We start from the raw sequence: 16,270 nt of genomic DNA on the forward strand, positions 1-16,270 counted from the left end.
TAGGTATTGGTGTAGTATATACCAAAAAAGAAAGGGATTTTATGGATGTTATTTGTTAATCAATTGCAAAACTGGGCAACTTTTTTTGTCGAAATGATCATTCCTGTTGTGTCCTTCGTTATTACCTATAGGCAATACGTGTTGCAAAAAAATGAAATGAGCACCCAAAACGAATACAGTAAAGTCACAAATTACACTCAACATGGCTTTTATAATGAGATGAATATTAATGTAGTACATAATAAGGAAACTGAAGAATACTTCTTTTTGCAAAACCAACTGGAAAAAGCTAAACAAAAAAAGTTAAAGTTTGAGCGTTTTTCTAGCAACATTGATAAAGTTTTCATAACCATTATTTACCTAACAGGCGCTATCATTATGATTAATAACATTTCTTCAGCTTGGGATTCACATAAAGGTATTATGAGCAAAATACAAACATTTGAACTTTCCGTAATGAATGCATTTCAAAGTATTGGGCAGCTAACTCTACATCTAATTTTCGGATTAAGTATTGCTTTGTTTTTAAACTTGCTGTTACTTTCTTCGAAGAAATTATCTATTCAAAACATCTTTACTTGGATATATCTTTTATTTATAAATATAGGAGCTTTCCTTACTCTCACTGTTTTTAAAACTATGAACTTAGGTGACGAGTTCCTTAAAATTGTTAATGAAGCTCCTAATCCAGAAGAAAACGTCACAATTCATTCTTTACTAGAGATAACTCCTCCTTTCTTAATGGGCTTACTTATAGTCGCTTCTTTAATAGTTGCAACCTATTTATTAAAGATGTTACTTATAAAAGAGCGTTTTTTTTCCACGAAAGCAAAATACACTTTTGTGATTGCTATATTACTGTTGTTTATTATTCCTTTGTTGTTTCAGTTTTTAATTTAAGTTTTTTATAAACTTTTAATACATGGTAGCTTGAAAGCACAGCAAATAAAATTAAACTGGCGAATGCATAAACAAAATTACGTAAATACACGGATTGATACAAAATCAAAAAAGTGACAAATGACCATAATAAATAGTTCACAATCCAAAGGAAAACATAAGCTCTCTCTGCTATCACTATTAATTTATTCAGTCTTAATCACCCCATATATTTTGAAAAATAATTATCTAGCCCCCTATTCCCCCGAATCATCGGGGGACTCCCTCGCCGGTAGGCAGGAACAAACGGTTGTTTGTTCAATGCCAAGAGGGTTTGGGTGGCGCTGAATATGTCAACTCCTTATCCTCACTACGTTCCGGTACCGTTGACACATACGTTTAATCGCATCACCTGTGTTTATAAAGGTTTAGCAGCTTGTTTTTAAACGACCATGTCAGCAACATCGGCCATATACACATCTAACATTTTTTTATGTTTGTCTGCCAGTTCAGCTTCTGCAATCATATCTGACAGATCGGTTTTCCCTAAATGTTCATCAGCTTCAAGCACCATTTTCATAGTGGGAGCACAAGAGTTACGAAGCCAGTTTCTTGATTTCTGATAGAAGTCTTTTTGTGGTTTGACGTACAAAGGGAGTCTCCCAACATCACCTATAAAATCAGACCAAAAAAGGCTCGTTTTCCAATGCTCTCTAGTGATGTTTTCATCAGCATCAACGAACCTTACATAGTTATTAATGATCTGCATAGCGATTAAGGTTAAATCCTTTGTTTTCAATAAAGCATCTATAGCCACTTGTGCACGTTCATTTTTAAGCCGCAATTCATAACGATTCCAATCGCCTAGTTCTTCTAACGGAATGTTATACTTTTCTGCTTGTTCATAGTTTTTCTCATAAAAGCAAAGGTACGCTTCTGACTTTTTAGAACCGAAATATATTGTCGTTCCACCTGTAATGCCATCAGATAGATCAAAGGAGCCATTGAAATCCGATTTTCTAAATCGTGAAATACATTCGCCCTTTTGGGCTTTCTTTAACAGTTGTGGTATAGAAAAGTATGTCTTTTTATCATCAATAGCTAAATCAAAGCGAGTGAACGAACCGCCTTGTTGCATGCAATCTTGAAAGAAGTCGTACCATGTTTTCTTCCGGCATTCCAAGAAGGATTCAAATTGACGGCAACCTTGACCCGACATTTCTATCAAAACACCTCTGTTATCATCCGGCGCAGAATAAAAAACTTTGATATAGTCCAGTTCATACGTTCCAACGTAGCCATAAAAACCAGATTGTTTCTCAGTCATAAAGTCTTTGCTAAGGTGAAGAACCTCTTCAATAATTCGATCAACATCATGAGTTTTAAAAGAGACTCGAATATAGTCAACCATTGATACCAAAGGGCTTTCAACGGTTTCATTTTTTTCTTTTACGATTACTACCCCCCTGTTAGCATGGGGGGGTTGTTTTAGCTCATCCATTCGCTTCGCTCACTCCTTCGCCGCTGGCCGTCTGGTCGCTTACGCTGCCGCTGGCGACTGCCGTCGCCTGCGCTCCCTCGACTCCAACCAGCGCATTTTTAATAGATGACATGAAATCATATCCTTTCGACACAATTGGACTGTAAAACTCCAACACAGAACCTGTGCCAACATTGGCATATCCTCGCCCTGTCTCTTTTTTATTAACAAATGCCTTATCAACATCGCCGAACATCATTCCGTATCCAGTCTCGGACATTAGACCTAATGACACACGGAAGCTAAACTGATCACGAATACCGTCAGCTAAATATTTTGCATCTGGACGTTGTGCGCCTAAAACGAGAAAATACCCCGCCTGTCTCCCCAACATGACTAACTGCTTCATATAAGAAAGGGCTTCATTTCTTTCTTTCATATCTAACAAATCCATAAACGCCACATATTCATCAAAGAAGATAAAAACAGGTTTTAAGCCTAAATAGGCATAGTTTTCACCTGTCTTATAGTTAGGCATTTGCTTCATTTCATCCATTCGTTCCATCATGCCATCTACAGACTTTCTCAGGCACATAAGAATGCCATTCTTTTGGGAATAAACCTTTTTCGGAAGGACTTCTTCCAAGTCTGCTAAATCTGCATTTTTAGGGTCCAATATTCTTACATCTGCCCCCAGTCCAACACATGCTTTAATAATCGTTAGCATGAAGTATGTTTTTCCTCCACCTGTACCACCCGCAATAAGCATGTGCGGCAACTTATCAAATTGCCATGAAATATGCTTCATTAACGGAAGGACTCCATTCTCAGCTACTGTATCATCAATGGAAATACGATTCTTTTTCACATCGTAAAGAAGCTTAAAGCATACAAAACCTTCTTCCATTTGCTTATCCACCAGGTCACAAAATAAGCCGTTTTCCAAATCCTTTCCTAAGTCTAGGAAGCGATTCTGAAAACGGCTCATGTCCATAGCAATACGGATATAAATATGGTTGTTTTTGACCCTATAATACATTCTAGGAAAGTATGTGATTTTTTCCTTTGAGTCAGTTTCATTTGAAAAGAGTTTTCTTACTTTCACATTTTCTTTTTCGTAAAACTTATTAGAGAAAATCATCTTAGCAATTTTTTGCCTGTGAAGAATTTTCTTATAGCTATCAAAGAAAAGAAAATAAGATGCAGCTATGCTTCCAACAGCAATTAACAGTGAGAATAAAACGCTTTTGATGATTAAAGGCACGTTCCACTCAAAATGTTTTATTAATCGAGTTATATCAAAATGAATCAGTTGTTCTCTCCAAAAGAGGAACATAGACAATAAAAAAACAGGCACAAAGATAATTGCGCCTGCTAATTTTACGTTGTTTCTCATGTACGGGCGGATTCGTTTGCCCCTGTACTTCCAAAACCTTTTATTAAAGAAATCACTAATATTGATCATTAGAATTCATACCCCGATGATTTTTCTCTACAAGAGTGACAATACATTTCCCACACATAACCTCTCGGCACTTCTTCTTGATAATACTCTACGGCATTGTCCTCCTCGCAACAATGACATTCGCCAAGTTCAATTGTAGGGATAACGACATTCTCAAAGTACACAGATTTAACGGTCTTCACTTCGCCATTACCTCCGTTTTCTTCAACATAATCAAAATAACTGTACTCGATTTATAAATTATTTCTTATCAGAAGTTCCTGGTGTTACTGTTTTGTTTGCAGGACTAGACCCAGTGCCTTTTAATACGAGATCTTCTGCTTCGACAGTCCAGTTAACATTAGCAAAATTCCCGTTTGCTCTAGCAGAAGCCATGATTTTTGGATTTTTCAATTCAACATCCTTAAAGAAATCAAATTCCTTCAAATCCACATAAGCAGGAATTGTCACTTCGATCTGCCCGCCTTGCACACTTGATCCTAGATTATAAATCCTCGATTCCAAAGTATCCGTTCTTTTTCCATCCACATAGGCATAGCGCTCACGATTTAACCCTAAAAATTTCAGTTCACCAAAAGTCATATTAATATCCGGCACGATAAAGTTTAAGTTCATTTTTCATATCCCCATTTCATTTTTTATTATTTATTTTCAAACGATCATCAATTTCGATTTTATATTTTGAATTCGCTCCGGTTCTGTATCCATCTTGGCGCTTATCAGTTGCTAACGGCTTTATGCCCTCGTGGCAACCTAGTAGGCTATTTATAGCCATCAAGCTGACTACAGCTATTCCGCACGCTTATTCTAGCCTGCTACAGCATTTAAAGTGATTGCTGTTCATCACTCAAATACTCACGCATGACATTTCAACAAAATTACCGTATAATAAAAGTGACTAGTTTTTATTTTCCGGCGTTCTTGATGATTATTCGTCAAGGCGCTTTCTTTGTTTATATGTAGTTTTCAAGGAACAAACACTCCTAGCGACATAAGTTATACAGATCATCGTTATACAAAGTAAACACTTGGTTATCCTTCTTACTCAATGGACGAGTAGACCAGATACACCACCAATTCCAGCCATTTAACAGCTCAGATATTTCTTCATTAGCCTTCAAATAATTATCAGCATCAACAACAAATGTTTCACAAGTGGCATAATCTTTAAAGTGCTTCAAATCCCTATCAGCCTTTAAAGCTTCAACATCAGTGATGATTGTTGCATTCACCCTTATTTTCATCGCATCCCCCCTTTCAAAGAGTTTATAACGGCTCCCTATAATGGTATATAGCGTCACACTATGGACGATTGCCGCAGCTTTTCAATGTCTTTTCTTCCAATACCATAATGCTTACATATCCTGCGATACGAAACGCCTTTCCGCAGTAGTTCATTAACATTTTCATATGTTAAAGGAAGGTTTAAATAATGATCTATGATGATCGAATTAAGAGCAACCTTCATTCGCGCTATCCAATCACCTTCCATTTGATTGGCCAAAGGAATTGCTTTACGCATAAATGAATGAGTTTGGCTTAGGTTCATGATGATCATCCTGTTCCTGTCTTCTGCTTTTATAACAATAACGTTCTTCAAATTTTGCACGATTAACTTTACCTTGAATGACCATATAGCCGTCCTTCTCCATTTCTTTATTAAGTAATCGAATTATTTCATATGCTTTTGCTTGCTTTACACCTAAAATATTTTGAATATCCATTGCAGTCAGAAACTCATTCAAATTATCACCCCCGAAAAAATGCGTATAATCATTAACTACTTATATAATAAATGACTATACGCATAATGTCAACACAAAAAATGCAAAATACGCATATTTTCTTTTAAAAAAATATGACTAGTTGTAATATAAAAATAAAAATGAGGTCTTAAAAATGAGTTTTGGTCATAAATTAAAAACTTTGAGAAAACAAAGAGGATTAACCCAAAAAGAATTAGCTGAAAAATTATTTTTAAGTCAAAGTTCCATAACAAGGTTTGAGAAAGATGAAATCCTACCTACAAGTGAAACATTAAGTAAGATTGCAAATTATTTTGATGTATCTATTGATTTCTTATTAGATAGACCTCAACCTCCACAAAAGAAAAACTCTAATCTAGAAAAAGCATTTAATGAAGCAATTGAGGAACTTAAAGACGAAGAAACACTTCTCTTTATGAAAAATGGTGATATTGACGAAGAAACAGCTGAATTAATAAAAAAAGCATTAAAGAATGGAGTCCGGTTTGTTAACGAAATGAAGCGCAAAGACAAATAATAAACATTGAAAGAGTGATGAACATTTACACTTCAAAAAGTATAAAACACAAAGCACAAGAAATTATTAAAAAAAATAAAACAAACAATGTAAGTATCATTTGTAACAATTTAAGAATTTTTCATTTAGAAAGTAACTTAGGCAACGTAAATGGCTTCCTTCAATACTGTGAAGAGGAAGATGAGTACATTATTCACATCAATGAAAATGCCAGTTACAGAAATTTTATTATTGCCCATGAACTTGGGCACTTTTTTCTCCACAAGAAATTGAATTCTTTTAAATTATCGAATTGTTCACTCATCTTGGAAGAAAAGTTAGAACGTCAGGCCAACATATTCGCTTCTGAACTTTTGGTGACTGATAAAATGATTCAAGATGCAAATATCAATTTCAATGAATATACGTTAAACGACATTGCAACTTATTTTAAAGTCCCTACTTTTGTAATCAAACATAAAATTGAGCAACTGAAATTTTCTTCTTCAAGAGGCTTCAACGTTTTCGATAATAAACTAATAGCACAATTCTAAGGAGCAAAATAATGTCTATAAGGAAAACTAAAGATGGGAGATATAGAATCGACGTTAGTCTTGGTTTTGATCCAGTAACAGGAAAACGCAAAAGAAAAACAATGACCTTAAAAACGAAAAAGCATGCTGAAGAAATGTATCATGCAATAAAAAAAGCACACAGTGATGGTTTGCTAACAAGCCATAAGGAAGTCAGTTTCTCTACACTAGTAAGTATTTATTTGGAGCAATGTAAGCTTCACCATAAGCCTAATTATTATAATATTGAAAAATATACAATAGAAAAACATATCATACCTCATTTTGAAAATTGTATTGTCAAAAAAGTTACTCATAACGAAATTCAAGACTTTCAAAAGTCACTAATTGATAAAGGACTTGAAAACAAAACAATTAACAACACAATGATTATTCTCAGCAAAATTTTTGATATAGGTATCGTTGAGGATGTTTTAATCAAAAATCCATGTGCAAAGGTAAAAAATTTAAGTGTTGTCAAAAAACAGATGAAATTTTGGACTCCCGGTCAGTTCAAAGAATTTATTAGTCTCATAGAAAAAGACGAATTTATTTTTAAAGTATTCTATACTACTGATTATCTGACAGGAATGCGCTTAGGAGAAATTTTAGCGCTTCAATGGAAAGATTTAGACAAGTTTAGAAGAGAAATCAATGTGTACAAAGCTTTAACATATATAAATCAAGAATATATAATTACACCTCCAAAAACTAAAAATTCTATTCGCCGTATAAGTATCAATTCAAAACTTATAACATTGCTTGACGAATGGAGACAACACCAGAAGGAAATCTTTGATGAATTAGGAATTCATCAATCAGAAGAAACTTATATGTTCCAATACAAAGACAGACCACCTACTAAAGATATTTTCAGCAGGAAAATAAAACAGATTTGTCAAAGAGGAAATGTTGAGCCTATCCGTTTCCATGATTTGAGGCATTCACATGTAGCCTTGCTTATCCATCAAGGGGAAGATTATTTAGTAATTAAAGAACGATTAGGGCATAGTTCCGTTTCTTTTACAATGAATACTTACGGACACCTTTTTCCTAATAAACAGAAAGAAACCGCCGATCGTTTGGATGACTTACTTTAAGTAACTGGTGAGTTTTGGTGAGCAAGTCTTCTCCCATAGCCGTATTTTCCTCACAAAAAAATAATACCAAAGGTGGTTAAACCCTTGGTATTATTGGGATGCGGCCGAGAGGACTTGAACCTCCACGGGTTATTCACCCACTAGGCCCTCAACCTAGCGCGTCTGCCATTCCGCCACGACCGCGTGATCATTAAATTGTTTGTGCTGGTTTAGTAGGCTCTTAACCTAGTAAAACCAATTTGCGTGCACTTCGTAAATAAAGTGCGGGTGAAGGGACTCGAACCCCCACGTCGTAAGACACTAGATCCTAAGTCTAGCGCGTCTGCCAATTCCGCCACACCCGCAAAAAGACAAATGGTGAGCCATGAAGGACTCGAACCTTCGACCCTCTGATTAAAAGTCAGATGCTCTACCAACTGAGCTAATGGCTCTTACTATTTAATTTCATAAAATAAAAATGGCTGGGCTAGCTGGATTCGAACCAACGCATGACGGAGTCAAAGTCCGTTGCCTTACCGCTTGGCTATAGCCCAACGAAAATGGAATGACCCGTACGGGATTCGAACCCGTGTTACCGCCGTGAAAGGGCGGTGTCTTAACCGCTTGACCAACGGGCCGATGGTTGAGAACTTATATCGCAATCTTATGGCGGAGAAGGAGGGATTTGAACCCTCGCGCCGCTTACGCGACCTACACCCTTAGCAGGGGCGCCTCTTCAGCCACTTGAGTACTTCTCCAAATATGGCTCCACAGGCAGGATTCGAACCTGCGACCGATCGGTTAACAGCCGATAGCTCTACCACTGAGCTACTGTGGAATAATGAGACAAGATTCATTATATCAGACTTGTCATTCAGAGTCAAGAGGTAAATGTTTTTTTATTTATCTCTCGTGACGACTTTTATAATGTAACATAGGCTTGCCAGTTTCGTCAACCTTTTTTACGAAAAAATTCTTTTTATTTTCCCGCGGCATTTTCCGCATCTGTATCTGTCAGGATTCATGGCGCGTCTCTTTATATACTGTTGGCCGCAAGCCGTACATATATACCTATATGTTTTGTTGCTTTCTGTTTTTTTCTTTAGAGGCGTACAGAAGCGAGGCGCATTGACTTGCTGGAGAAGCGCTCTGAAATCTTTGTCCCTGTGCTTGTATCCTTTTCCTTCAAGGTGAAGATGATAATGGCAGAGCTCGTGCTTAATAATGCCAATCAGTTCCTCCCTCCCATGTTCAATCAAATATTTTCTGTTCAATTCGATGTTATGAGAGGTTAACAGGTATCTTCCGCCGGTCGTTTTGAGTCTGTCGTTGAAAACAGCCTGATGGCGAAACGGCTTTTTGAAATATGTGTTAGAAATATCCTCTGTAAGCTTTTGCAGCTCTTTGTTATCCATGGTGCACCTCACTAAAAAAACATTGAACGGGACAATTCACTGTTCGCATACAATAGGGTAATCACCGCCCCTCTTATGATAAAAGCTGAGGAGGAATGAGCCTATGCCAAATTGGCTGAAAAAGCAGATGCAAAAAGCGTTCCTTGAAAAAGATAATTACCAAATTAAACTGCTGAATCAATGCTGGTATTTCTATAGGAAAAAACACTGCTCGTAAGCAGTGCTTTTATTTTACCATAGACAGTGACACTCTGCCTTTTTGTACATCGACACCGTCAACCCAAACCGTCACGATGTCACCGACGGATACAACATCAAGCGGATGCTTGACGAATTGATTGCTGAGTTTTGAAATGTGCACAAGCCCGTCCTGTTTGACTCCGATATCAACAAACGCTCCGAAGTCCACTACATTGCGCACGGTGCCCTGCAGCTCCATCCCTTCTTTCAGATCCTCCAGCTGAAGAACGTCTGTTTTCAGCAGAGGCTTAGGCACCTCATCACGCGGATCACGTTCAGGTCTTGTCAGCTGTTCACAAATGTCTTTCAGCGTAATTTCACCGATTCCCAGTTCCTTTGCTGTTTCAGAAAGCTCAAGTTTGTTGATTTTATCCTTCAATTCCGCCGTACCGATCTGCTCTGTTGAAAGACCGAACTTTTTCAAAAGCGTTTTTGTTTCTTTATAGCTTTCCGGGTGGATTCCTGTTCTGTCCAGAGGCTCTGTCCCTTCCTGCACTCTTAAAAAGCCGATACATTGTTCATAGGTTTTCGCGCCGAGCCTTGGAATATCTTTCAGTTCTTTTCGATTCGAAAATTTACCGAGCTCTTCCCGCTTTTTGACAATGTTGCCCGCTACGGACTTTGATAATCCCGCTACATACTGAAGCAGCGCCGCGGAAGCTGTGTTGACATTTACTCCTACCTGGTTTACGACTGTTTCAACGACAAAGCGCAGGGATTCATTTAAGCGTTTTTGGCTGACGTCATGCTGATACTGCCCCACTCCTACAGATTTCGGGTCAATTTTGACGAGTTCCGCAAGCGGATCTTGAAGTCTCCGTGCGATGGATACTGCACTGCGTTCCTCGACCTGAAGCTCAGGAAATTCTTCTCTGGCAAGCTCAGATGCCGAGTATACGCTTGCCCCCGCTTCATTGACAATCACATAATAAATATCACGCGGCGTGTCCTTCAGCACATCCACAATGAATTGCTCTGTCTCCCTGGAGGCCGTGCCGTTTCCAATCGCCACCATTTCCACTTGATACTCTTCAAGAATCGCTTTCACTTTCTCATGAGCTTCTTTCGTTTTTTTGACAGGTGCATGCGGGTAAATCACATCAATTTTTAAGACTTTCCCGGTTTCATCTGACACTGCCAGCTTACAGCCTGTTCGGAAAGCCGGATCTACACCGAGAACCGTCTTGCCTTTCATCGGCGGCTGAAGGAGAAGCTTTCTGAGGTTCTCAGAAAAAATATGAATCGCCTGTTCATCCGCTTTTTCCGACAGCTCTTTTCTGATTTCACGTTCAATAGCAGGCTGAATCAGTCTTTTGTAGCTGTCTTCAATCGTTTCCTGCAAGATTTCTTTTACAGACGTTGAACGGTTTTTGATGATTTGCTTTTCTAAGTAAGCCTTAATGTGATCTGCTGGCGGTTCGATAGACACCTTTAAAATGTCTTCTTTTTCGCCGCGGTTCATGGCAAGCACTCTGTGCGGAACGACCTTTGCGATTGGCTCTTCATACTCGTAGTACATTTCGTACACGTTTTTTTCATCTGTGTCTGCTGATTTTCCGGCAGCTGACTTGATCGTTCCTTTTTTAAAGGTTTCCTGGCGAATCCATTTTCTGAAATTCGGTTCGTCTGAAATTTGTTCCGCAATAATGTGCTTGGCGCCTTCAATGGCTTCTTCTCTGGTGAACACTTCTTTTTCTTCACTGATATATTGGTCTGCTGTTTCTGCAAGGCGGTCATCTTGCGGAAGGGTCATAATATAGTCGGCAAGCGGCTCAAGGCCTTTGCTTTTGGCGACTGTCGCTTTCGTTTTGCGCTTTTGTTTATACGGACGGTAGAGGTCTTCTACTTCCTGAAGTTTTACGGATTGGTCAATTTTGCGTTTTAATTCAACTGTTAGTTTATCCTGCTCGGCGATTAGCCTGATTACTTCTTCTTTTCGCTGATTCAGGTTTTGTATGTATTGCCATCGTTCAGAAATGGTCTGAATCTGAACCTCGTCCATTGAACCCGTCTGCTCTTTTCGATATCTGGCGATAAACGGAACTGTGTTGCCGTCCTCAAGCAGGCGGATGACGCTTTCAACATGTTTTTGTGATAAACCTATTTCTTTCGCAATTTGCTGTTTCAAAAGGGCTGACGTTTCCATGTAACCATAGCCTCCAATTTTGTCGTTCTTACTCTAGTGTATCAAAAACAGAAAAAAACACATAAAAAAAGACAGCTGCCGCTGCCCGTATTTTTATTCATTTTTCAAGAGTTCCTGTAAGCCGCTTAGAAAGTTCTCTTTTATCATGGCTGCTTCAAAAAAAGATTGGTCAATCCGCTCGACAATCGGCAGAGCAGAGGTTACTCTTTCCTCTCCTGTTTCTGTTAATGACAGAAGAACTTCCCTTTTATCCTGAGGATTTTTGCTTCTTTGGATAAATCCCTTTTTCTCAAGCGTCCGCACAACCTCTGATACCATCATGATATTGGTCTGGCTGAAGCCTGCGAGTTTTTTTTGCGTGACGGTTTCTCCATGAGCAATCATATACTTGCATGAGGTCAGGAGAACAAATTGAACGTGGGTAAGGTCATGCTCAGCCAATGCTTTCCCTATTTTCCGCTGCCAGCTTTGTGTGACCTGCCATAATAAAAAACCTGGACTTGTGTTCGGTCCGCTAAATTCAGAGTGCCATTTCACTTATATTACTCCCATCGCTTGTGATATTGTCAAAAAATCATTTTTGCTGATTTCAAAGTGCCCTCTTCGAAATAAAAGCCCGAGATGATTTGTTTCCTGAACAAATTCCAACTGAGATTTAATATCGTAAAAACCTATTTTTTCACACGGAAAGTAATCAATGTCTAACCGGTATGGGATAAAGTCCGGAGCCATTTGATATTGATAGACGTTTCCGCTCTTCACTTTTCCGATAGCGGTAAAACATCGCAGCAGCCTGCCGTCCGGATATGCATCTCGCGGAGAATAATAAATAAGCCAATCATTCTCTTTCATCCTGGCAAGAGGCGCTTTTTTACCGTGGCATACTTGGGCAAATCCGCCGGCGGTCCCTTTTAAAACATGCTGCTCTGACACGACGCCAACCCAATATTTTGTGTTCATTTTAGCATTCCTTTGCAAAGACGGACAAGGCAGTTGACTGACTCTGGGATGTCTTTAGACAGTTCCTGCCCGATTTTTTCTCCCCATTTTTTTGCTTCTGCGCCTTCCAATACAACCCCATGCGTGATGTTTAGACCCTCTTGTCGCTTTTGCAGTACATGATAAAATTCCATTTTTACATTTGTATTCGGAAGGTGGGATATGACAGAAAATGATTGATGCTTCTCCACATGTTCAAGCCAAAATGGAACTGTATTTCCTCGCAAAAGCAATGCTCCTTCCGTTTCATTTTGAAACGGCCCTTTCAGAGAAGCTGATGTGATGCCCGCATCCCACTGTTTCCAGGATTCTGGGTGCTGATAATATTTCCAGATTTCTTCTGGTGCCGCATCTGATATTGCAGTGTATTCATATTTCCACATTTGTAATCCCCCTAAATAATAAGTACACTTATTAATTATAATAAGTGCACTTACTAATAGTCAATCACAAAAAAAAGAAGCCGGCTTTCCCAGCTTCTTTTTTCTACTCTTCTAGGACAGCTGCCCAAGAATATATGTCAGATCGTCTTTTCTTGATGTCGTGTACATTTTCAGTGAATTCGATATGTCTTCTACCGATTGGCCTTTTTTCAAATGGGAGCGGATATCGGGTACGTTGAGTCCATCTGTATGTATAATGAACTTAGAACCCTTTTCATAGGTAGCGGTGTGCGTTTTGTATTTTTGCGGCTTGCCTGATAAATAGCCTGAAATCGGCAGAGGATAAAAGCTTTCACCAGACGGGGAATGCAGGATAAAACGTACATTTCCGACGGAGCAGTACGTAAACTGCCTTTGTTCAAAGTTGATTTTTAAGATAGAAGCTGTCGCCCCTCTTTTGTTTCTCATCGCCTGATTACAGCGTTCGATAATGCTTTGTACGTCTTCGTTCGCATAGTTTTCCACTAAGTCTTTGATTGCTGAAGAAGATTCGTTGGCAAGCGATCCGCTTCCAAGACCGTCAGCTACCGCACAAATCAATTCTTTATCATCAGCTTTCATAAAAAAGCTGTCGCCGCAAATGGATTTTCCTTCTTTATTCAGTTGGTATACAAGGGTTTGAATATGCTGGTTTTCTTCAACCTGGATCATTACATTAACTCCATGGAGGGATCTTCAATCAAGGCCTCTCTAAGCTTCTTCACAGCTTTGCGCTGCAGACGCGAGACGTGCATTTGAGATATACCGAGAATGTCCCCAGTTTCTTTTTGGCTTTTGTTTTGAATGTACGTTAGGTCTATGATTTGTTTTTCACGGTCTGAAAGGACATGAAGCACGCTTTGCAGCATCATTTGCTGGTTCACCCGTTCATATCCATCCTCCTGTGATCCGACGATATCGAGAATGGTAACTGTGCTTCCGTCCGCATCTGCTTCAATGCTGTGATCTACAGATAAGGCTTGATAGCTTTTCCCCATCTCCATGGTTTCAAGAACCTCTTCCTCTGATACATCGAGGAATTCAGCAATCTCTTCCACTTTCGGCGACCTTTGTGTTTCTGTCGTCAGCTGATCGACCGCCATTTTGATTCTCGGCCCCAGTTCTTTGATTCGTCTCGGAACATGAACGCTCCACGTCTTATCTCTAAGGAAACGTTTAATCTCCCCGATAATTGTCGGAATCGCAAAAGCTTCAAACGATTTGCCCACCACGGGATCGTAGCGTTTTATTGCGCCGAGAAGCCCGATCATGCCGACCTGGCGGAGATCTTCGTGGAAGCTTTTGCCTTTTGAGTATTTCTTCGCAAGCATATCAACCAGATTTGTATACACCTGCACAAGCGTTTCCTGTGCCTGTTCATCTTGTTTTGTTTGGTAATCGCTTATGAGCCGATCGACTTCATCCTTAGTTAGTTTCGTAGTTTTTGATGGTTGTGTCATGATCAACTCGCTCCCCATTTAAATACTTTGTCATCGCTACGGTGACGCCGGAGTTGTTTTGCACTCTGACTTCATCCATGAGCGTTTCCATTAAATATAGACCGAGCCCTCCTTCTGATAATTGATCGACTGTGTGTGAAGGTGTGTACGGTCCAAGATCCTGCTGCTTTTCATCAAAATCAAAGCTGTCGCCTTCATCCGCCACAATGACCTCTAAACGATCCTCGAACACACCGAATCGGATTGACACTTCCCCGTTTTTGTCTTCTTTATATGCGTGCTGAACCGCATTTGTACACGCTTCACTCACTGCGATTTTCAAATCTTCAATCTCATCGTACGTATAGCCCATTCTGCTAGCGACGCCTGACAGAGTCAGCCGTATAATCCCTACGTATTCAGGCTGGGCCGGCACTTTCATTTCGATGTAATCAGCTTTGTTCTTCATTGCACTCCACCTTCTGACTTTGCAGAAATATCAATGATGTCCTTTAGACCTGTAATTTCAAACAGACGGATCAGGCGGTCAGACAGATTTTCAAGCTTGAGCGAACCGCCTTGTTTTTTCACTGTTTTAAATACACCTACAAAGACGCCAAGCCCGGTACTGTCCATGTAGCTGACATCCTTCAGGCAAATCCTTAAGTCAGCGCCTTGTTCTGCCAGAGGAACGAGTTTTTCTCTGAGAACCGGAGCTGAATACACATCAATTTCTCCTGCAATGTTTACTTGTATATCATTCACATTCTGTCGCACATCAACATTTATATTCATTCATATCACCTCAAAGTATCCTTTAAATCATAGTTGTTTTATACCCTCGGCTGGCAAACGCTAAACCTTTCTTCTTAAAACAATTAACGTAAAATCATCGTGAAGCTGAAAATCCTGCAATTTGAGGAGGCTGTCATATATGTTTTTGACCATTTCCTGCGCAGAGCAACACATATGTTCCTCAATGAGCTTCTGTATATCAAGACGCTCCAAGAAACCGTTTTCTGTCCTGCATTCTGTAACGCCGTCAGAAAATAAAACAATCATATCTCCCTTTTCGAGATACTGGTCAAATTGCCGGTAGTCATAATCCTGCGAGATCCCGAGAACCAGCCCTTTAGCTTCTAAATCGTAAAATGCATTGTCTTTTTGAGAATAGTAGAATCCCGGTTCATGTCCCGCTGAAGCATATGTAAATCGATGACTGTCCGTATTGTAATTGGCATAAAACATCGTAATAAACATACTGGCATCAACGTTTTGTTCAACAACACGATTCAAGTTTTTCAGCACCTGTGAAGGGTGAATGCCCGTTTCCGGCAAAGAATCCATCGCGTATTTAATCATAGACATACATAAAGCTGCCGGAATTCCTTTGCCGATGACGTCAGCAATGGCAATATTAATGGACTCTTTGTCTTTAACAAAATGGTAATAATCACCGCTCATCTGTTTGGCGGGCACACTGATCGCGCCGATGTCCAGCGCTTCTTCCTCCGGAATTTTTGTTCCCAGAAGCGTCTGCTGTACATTAGCTGCGATTTCAATTTCTGATTTAATTTCCTGCTGTATCCCTCTGAGAGTTTGATGCTCCTGATAAGCCATTCCATATCCAATCATGACTTCTATTAAAAAATCCAGCGAATGAAAAACATCTTCCGGGAGACTCGGATACAGTTCCTTCAGCACTTTTCGGTGAATACTGATGATTTCTTCCGGAGGAATTTGATGCTCGATTGTTTTTCGGCTGAATTTTTGGGCTTGATATAAAGATGTTTCTGTTAATTCGGCTATATATCGGTTAAGCAGCTGATGGTACCGCTGCTCAATAACCTCCCTAAAATCCACTTTCTAACC

21 protein-coding genes, 7 tRNA genes and 1 pseudogene are annotated in these 16,270 nt (G+C 39.4%); 5 read left to right on the plus strand and 24 right to left on the minus strand.

The annotated features are described in order from the left end of the window. Window positions 1–45: 45 nt before the first annotated feature. A complete protein-coding gene (locus tag DIC78_RS07430; protein WP_084992065.1) occupies window positions 46–900 on the plus strand; it encodes a hypothetical protein in 855 nt (284 codons plus the stop codon). Between the two features lie 421 nt (window positions 901–1,321). Here the strand turns inward: DIC78_RS07430 and nicK are convergent, their stop codons facing one another. The 7 genes from nicK to DIC78_RS07465 form a co-directional block, all read right to left on the minus strand. Beyond that, entirely contained in the window at window positions 1,322–2,380 is a 1,059-nt protein-coding gene (nicK, locus tag DIC78_RS07435) for a DNA relaxase NicK (RefSeq protein ID WP_127695927.1), read from the minus strand. After that, window positions 2,373–3,815 carry a coupling conjugation protein ConQ gene (gene conQ, locus DIC78_RS07440; protein ID WP_127696915.1) on the minus strand — a complete coding sequence of 481 codons (1,443 nt, stop codon included), beginning with the start codon at window positions 3,813–3,815 and terminating at the stop codon, window positions 2,373–2,375. Before conQ ends, nicK begins: the two co-directional genes overlap by 8 nt. A gap of 249 nt (window positions 3,816–4,064) precedes the next feature. Continuing rightward, window positions 4,065–4,439 (minus strand): YdcP family protein, encoded by a 375-nt coding sequence (locus DIC78_RS07445; protein WP_017418452.1) that lies wholly within the window; start codon window positions 4,437–4,439, stop codon window positions 4,065–4,067. Window positions 4,440–4,455: 16 nt separating this feature from the next. Beyond that, window positions 4,456–4,602 carry a hypothetical protein gene (locus DIC78_RS07450; protein ID WP_127695929.1) on the minus strand — a complete coding sequence of 49 codons (147 nt, stop codon included), beginning with the start codon at window positions 4,600–4,602 and terminating at the stop codon, window positions 4,456–4,458. Between the two features lie 205 nt (window positions 4,603–4,807). Then, window positions 4,808–5,068: a hypothetical protein gene (locus DIC78_RS07455; protein ID WP_084992058.1), complete on the minus strand. Its 261-nt coding sequence runs from the start codon at window positions 5,066–5,068 to the stop codon at window positions 4,808–4,810. Between the two features lie 53 nt (window positions 5,069–5,121). Then, entirely contained in the window at window positions 5,122–5,382 is a 261-nt protein-coding gene (locus tag DIC78_RS07460) for a hypothetical protein (protein WP_084992056.1), read from the minus strand. Beyond that, the gene (locus DIC78_RS07465; protein WP_127696916.1) at window positions 5,339–5,548 is read right to left on the minus strand and encodes an ICEBs1 excisionase; all 210 of its coding nucleotides are present in this window, start codon (window positions 5,546–5,548) and stop codon (window positions 5,339–5,341) included. The genes DIC78_RS07460 and DIC78_RS07465 overlap by 44 nt, the downstream gene beginning before the upstream one ends. Window positions 5,549–5,723: 175 nt before the next feature. Between DIC78_RS07465 and DIC78_RS07470 the strand changes: the two genes are divergently transcribed. The 3 genes from DIC78_RS07470 to DIC78_RS07480 are packed head-to-tail and all read left to right on the plus strand — an operon-like array spanning window position 5,724 to window position 7,758. Beyond that, window positions 5,724–6,107: a helix-turn-helix domain-containing protein gene (locus DIC78_RS07470; protein ID WP_003328156.1), complete on the plus strand. Its 384-nt coding sequence runs from the start codon at window positions 5,724–5,726 to the stop codon at window positions 6,105–6,107. Window positions 6,108–6,124: 17 nt separating this feature from the next. Continuing rightward, window positions 6,125–6,640: an ImmA/IrrE family metallo-endopeptidase gene (locus DIC78_RS07475; protein ID WP_127695931.1), complete on the plus strand. Its 516-nt coding sequence runs from the start codon at window positions 6,125–6,127 to the stop codon at window positions 6,638–6,640. An 11-nt stretch (window positions 6,641–6,651) separates the two neighbouring features. Continuing rightward, on the plus strand, window positions 6,652–7,758 hold the full coding sequence (locus DIC78_RS07480; protein ID WP_127695933.1) for a tyrosine-type recombinase/integrase: 1,107 nt from the start codon (window positions 6,652–6,654) through the stop codon (window positions 7,756–7,758). A 99-nt stretch (window positions 7,759–7,857) separates the two neighbouring features. Here DIC78_RS07480 and DIC78_RS07485 read toward each other — a convergent pair. From DIC78_RS07485 to DIC78_RS07520, 8 genes are all read right to left on the minus strand, one after another. Continuing rightward, window positions 7,858–7,941 (minus strand) — tRNA-Leu (locus tag DIC78_RS07485). 79 nt (window positions 7,942–8,020) lie between these two features. Next, window positions 8,021–8,102, minus strand: a tRNA-Leu gene (locus DIC78_RS07490). Window positions 8,103–8,113: 11 nt separating this feature from the next. Next, window positions 8,114–8,189: transfer RNA gene (locus DIC78_RS07495), tRNA-Lys, on the minus strand. Between the two features lie 27 nt (window positions 8,190–8,216). Further along, window positions 8,217–8,291 (minus strand) — tRNA-Gln (locus tag DIC78_RS07500). A gap of 12 nt (window positions 8,292–8,303) precedes the next feature. Beyond that, window positions 8,304–8,375: transfer RNA gene (locus tag DIC78_RS07505), tRNA-Glu, on the minus strand. A 29-nt stretch (window positions 8,376–8,404) separates the two neighbouring features. Continuing rightward, window positions 8,405–8,495: transfer RNA gene (locus tag DIC78_RS07510), tRNA-Ser, on the minus strand. A 5-nt stretch (window positions 8,496–8,500) separates the two neighbouring features. After that, window positions 8,501–8,575 (minus strand) — tRNA-Asn (locus DIC78_RS07515). A 124-nt stretch (window positions 8,576–8,699) separates the two neighbouring features. After that, the gene (locus tag DIC78_RS07520; protein WP_024120307.1) at window positions 8,700–9,152 is read right to left on the minus strand and encodes a SprT family protein; all 453 of its coding nucleotides are present in this window, start codon (window positions 9,150–9,152) and stop codon (window positions 8,700–8,702) included. 103 nt (window positions 9,153–9,255) lie between these two features. Here DIC78_RS07520 and cmpA point away from each other — a divergent pair, with 103 nt between their 5' ends. Further along, window positions 9,256–9,369 (plus strand): cortex morphogenetic protein CmpA, encoded by a 114-nt coding sequence (cmpA, locus tag DIC78_RS07525; RefSeq protein WP_003225207.1) that lies wholly within the window; start codon window positions 9,256–9,258, stop codon window positions 9,367–9,369. A 9-nt stretch (window positions 9,370–9,378) separates the two neighbouring features. On the opposite strand, the gene DIC78_RS07530 is transcribed toward cmpA, so the two are convergent. The 9 genes and pseudogenes from DIC78_RS07530 to rsbU all read right to left on the minus strand — a co-directional run bounded on the left by DIC78_RS07530 (window position 9,379) and on the right by rsbU (window position 16,261). Then, window positions 9,379–11,538: a Tex family protein gene (locus DIC78_RS07530; RefSeq protein WP_127695935.1), complete on the minus strand. Its 2,160-nt coding sequence runs from the start codon at window positions 11,536–11,538 to the stop codon at window positions 9,379–9,381. Window positions 11,539–11,631: 93 nt separating this feature from the next. Beyond that, entirely contained in the window at window positions 11,632–12,075 is a 444-nt protein-coding gene (locus DIC78_RS07535) for a MarR family winged helix-turn-helix transcriptional regulator (RefSeq protein ID WP_087992953.1), read from the minus strand. Continuing rightward, window positions 12,059–12,498, minus strand: a pseudogene (locus tag DIC78_RS07540) (EVE domain-containing protein). Before DIC78_RS07540 ends, DIC78_RS07535 begins: the two are co-directional and overlap by 17 nt. Beyond that, entirely contained in the window at window positions 12,495–12,920 is a 426-nt protein-coding gene (locus tag DIC78_RS07545; protein ID WP_038954149.1) for an SRPBCC family protein, read from the minus strand. The pseudogene DIC78_RS07540 and the gene DIC78_RS07545 overlap by 4 nt, the downstream one beginning before the upstream one ends. Before the next feature lie 111 nt (window positions 12,921–13,031). Then, the gene (gene rsbX / locus DIC78_RS07550; protein WP_024120304.1) at window positions 13,032–13,631 is read right to left on the minus strand and encodes a phosphoserine phosphatase RsbX; all 600 of its coding nucleotides are present in this window, start codon (window positions 13,629–13,631) and stop codon (window positions 13,032–13,034) included. Beyond that, on the minus strand, window positions 13,631–14,419 hold the full coding sequence (gene sigB, locus DIC78_RS07555) for an RNA polymerase sigma factor SigB (protein ID WP_024120303.1): 789 nt from the start codon (window positions 14,417–14,419) through the stop codon (window positions 13,631–13,633). The genes rsbX and sigB overlap by 1 nt, the downstream gene beginning before the upstream one ends. Continuing rightward, window positions 14,385–14,867, minus strand: a complete 483-nt coding sequence (gene rsbW, locus DIC78_RS07560; protein WP_024120302.1) for an anti-sigma B factor RsbW — start codon at window positions 14,865–14,867, stop codon at window positions 14,385–14,387. Before rsbW ends, sigB begins: the two co-directional genes overlap by 35 nt. Then, window positions 14,864–15,193, minus strand: a complete 330-nt coding sequence (gene rsbV, locus DIC78_RS07565) for an anti-sigma factor antagonist RsbV (protein WP_024120301.1) — start codon at window positions 15,191–15,193, stop codon at window positions 14,864–14,866. The genes rsbW and rsbV overlap by 4 nt, the downstream gene beginning before the upstream one ends. 60 nt (window positions 15,194–15,253) lie before the next feature. Continuing rightward, window positions 15,254–16,261, minus strand: a complete 1,008-nt coding sequence (gene rsbU, locus DIC78_RS07570) for a phosphoserine phosphatase RsbU (protein WP_024120300.1) — start codon at window positions 16,259–16,261, stop codon at window positions 15,254–15,256. Window positions 16,262–16,270 lie beyond the last annotated feature (9 nt).

The sequence above is a fragment of the Bacillus halotolerans genome, assembly GCF_004006435.1.
GTDB classification, from domain to species: domain Bacteria; phylum Bacillota; class Bacilli; order Bacillales; family Bacillaceae; genus Bacillus; species Bacillus halotolerans.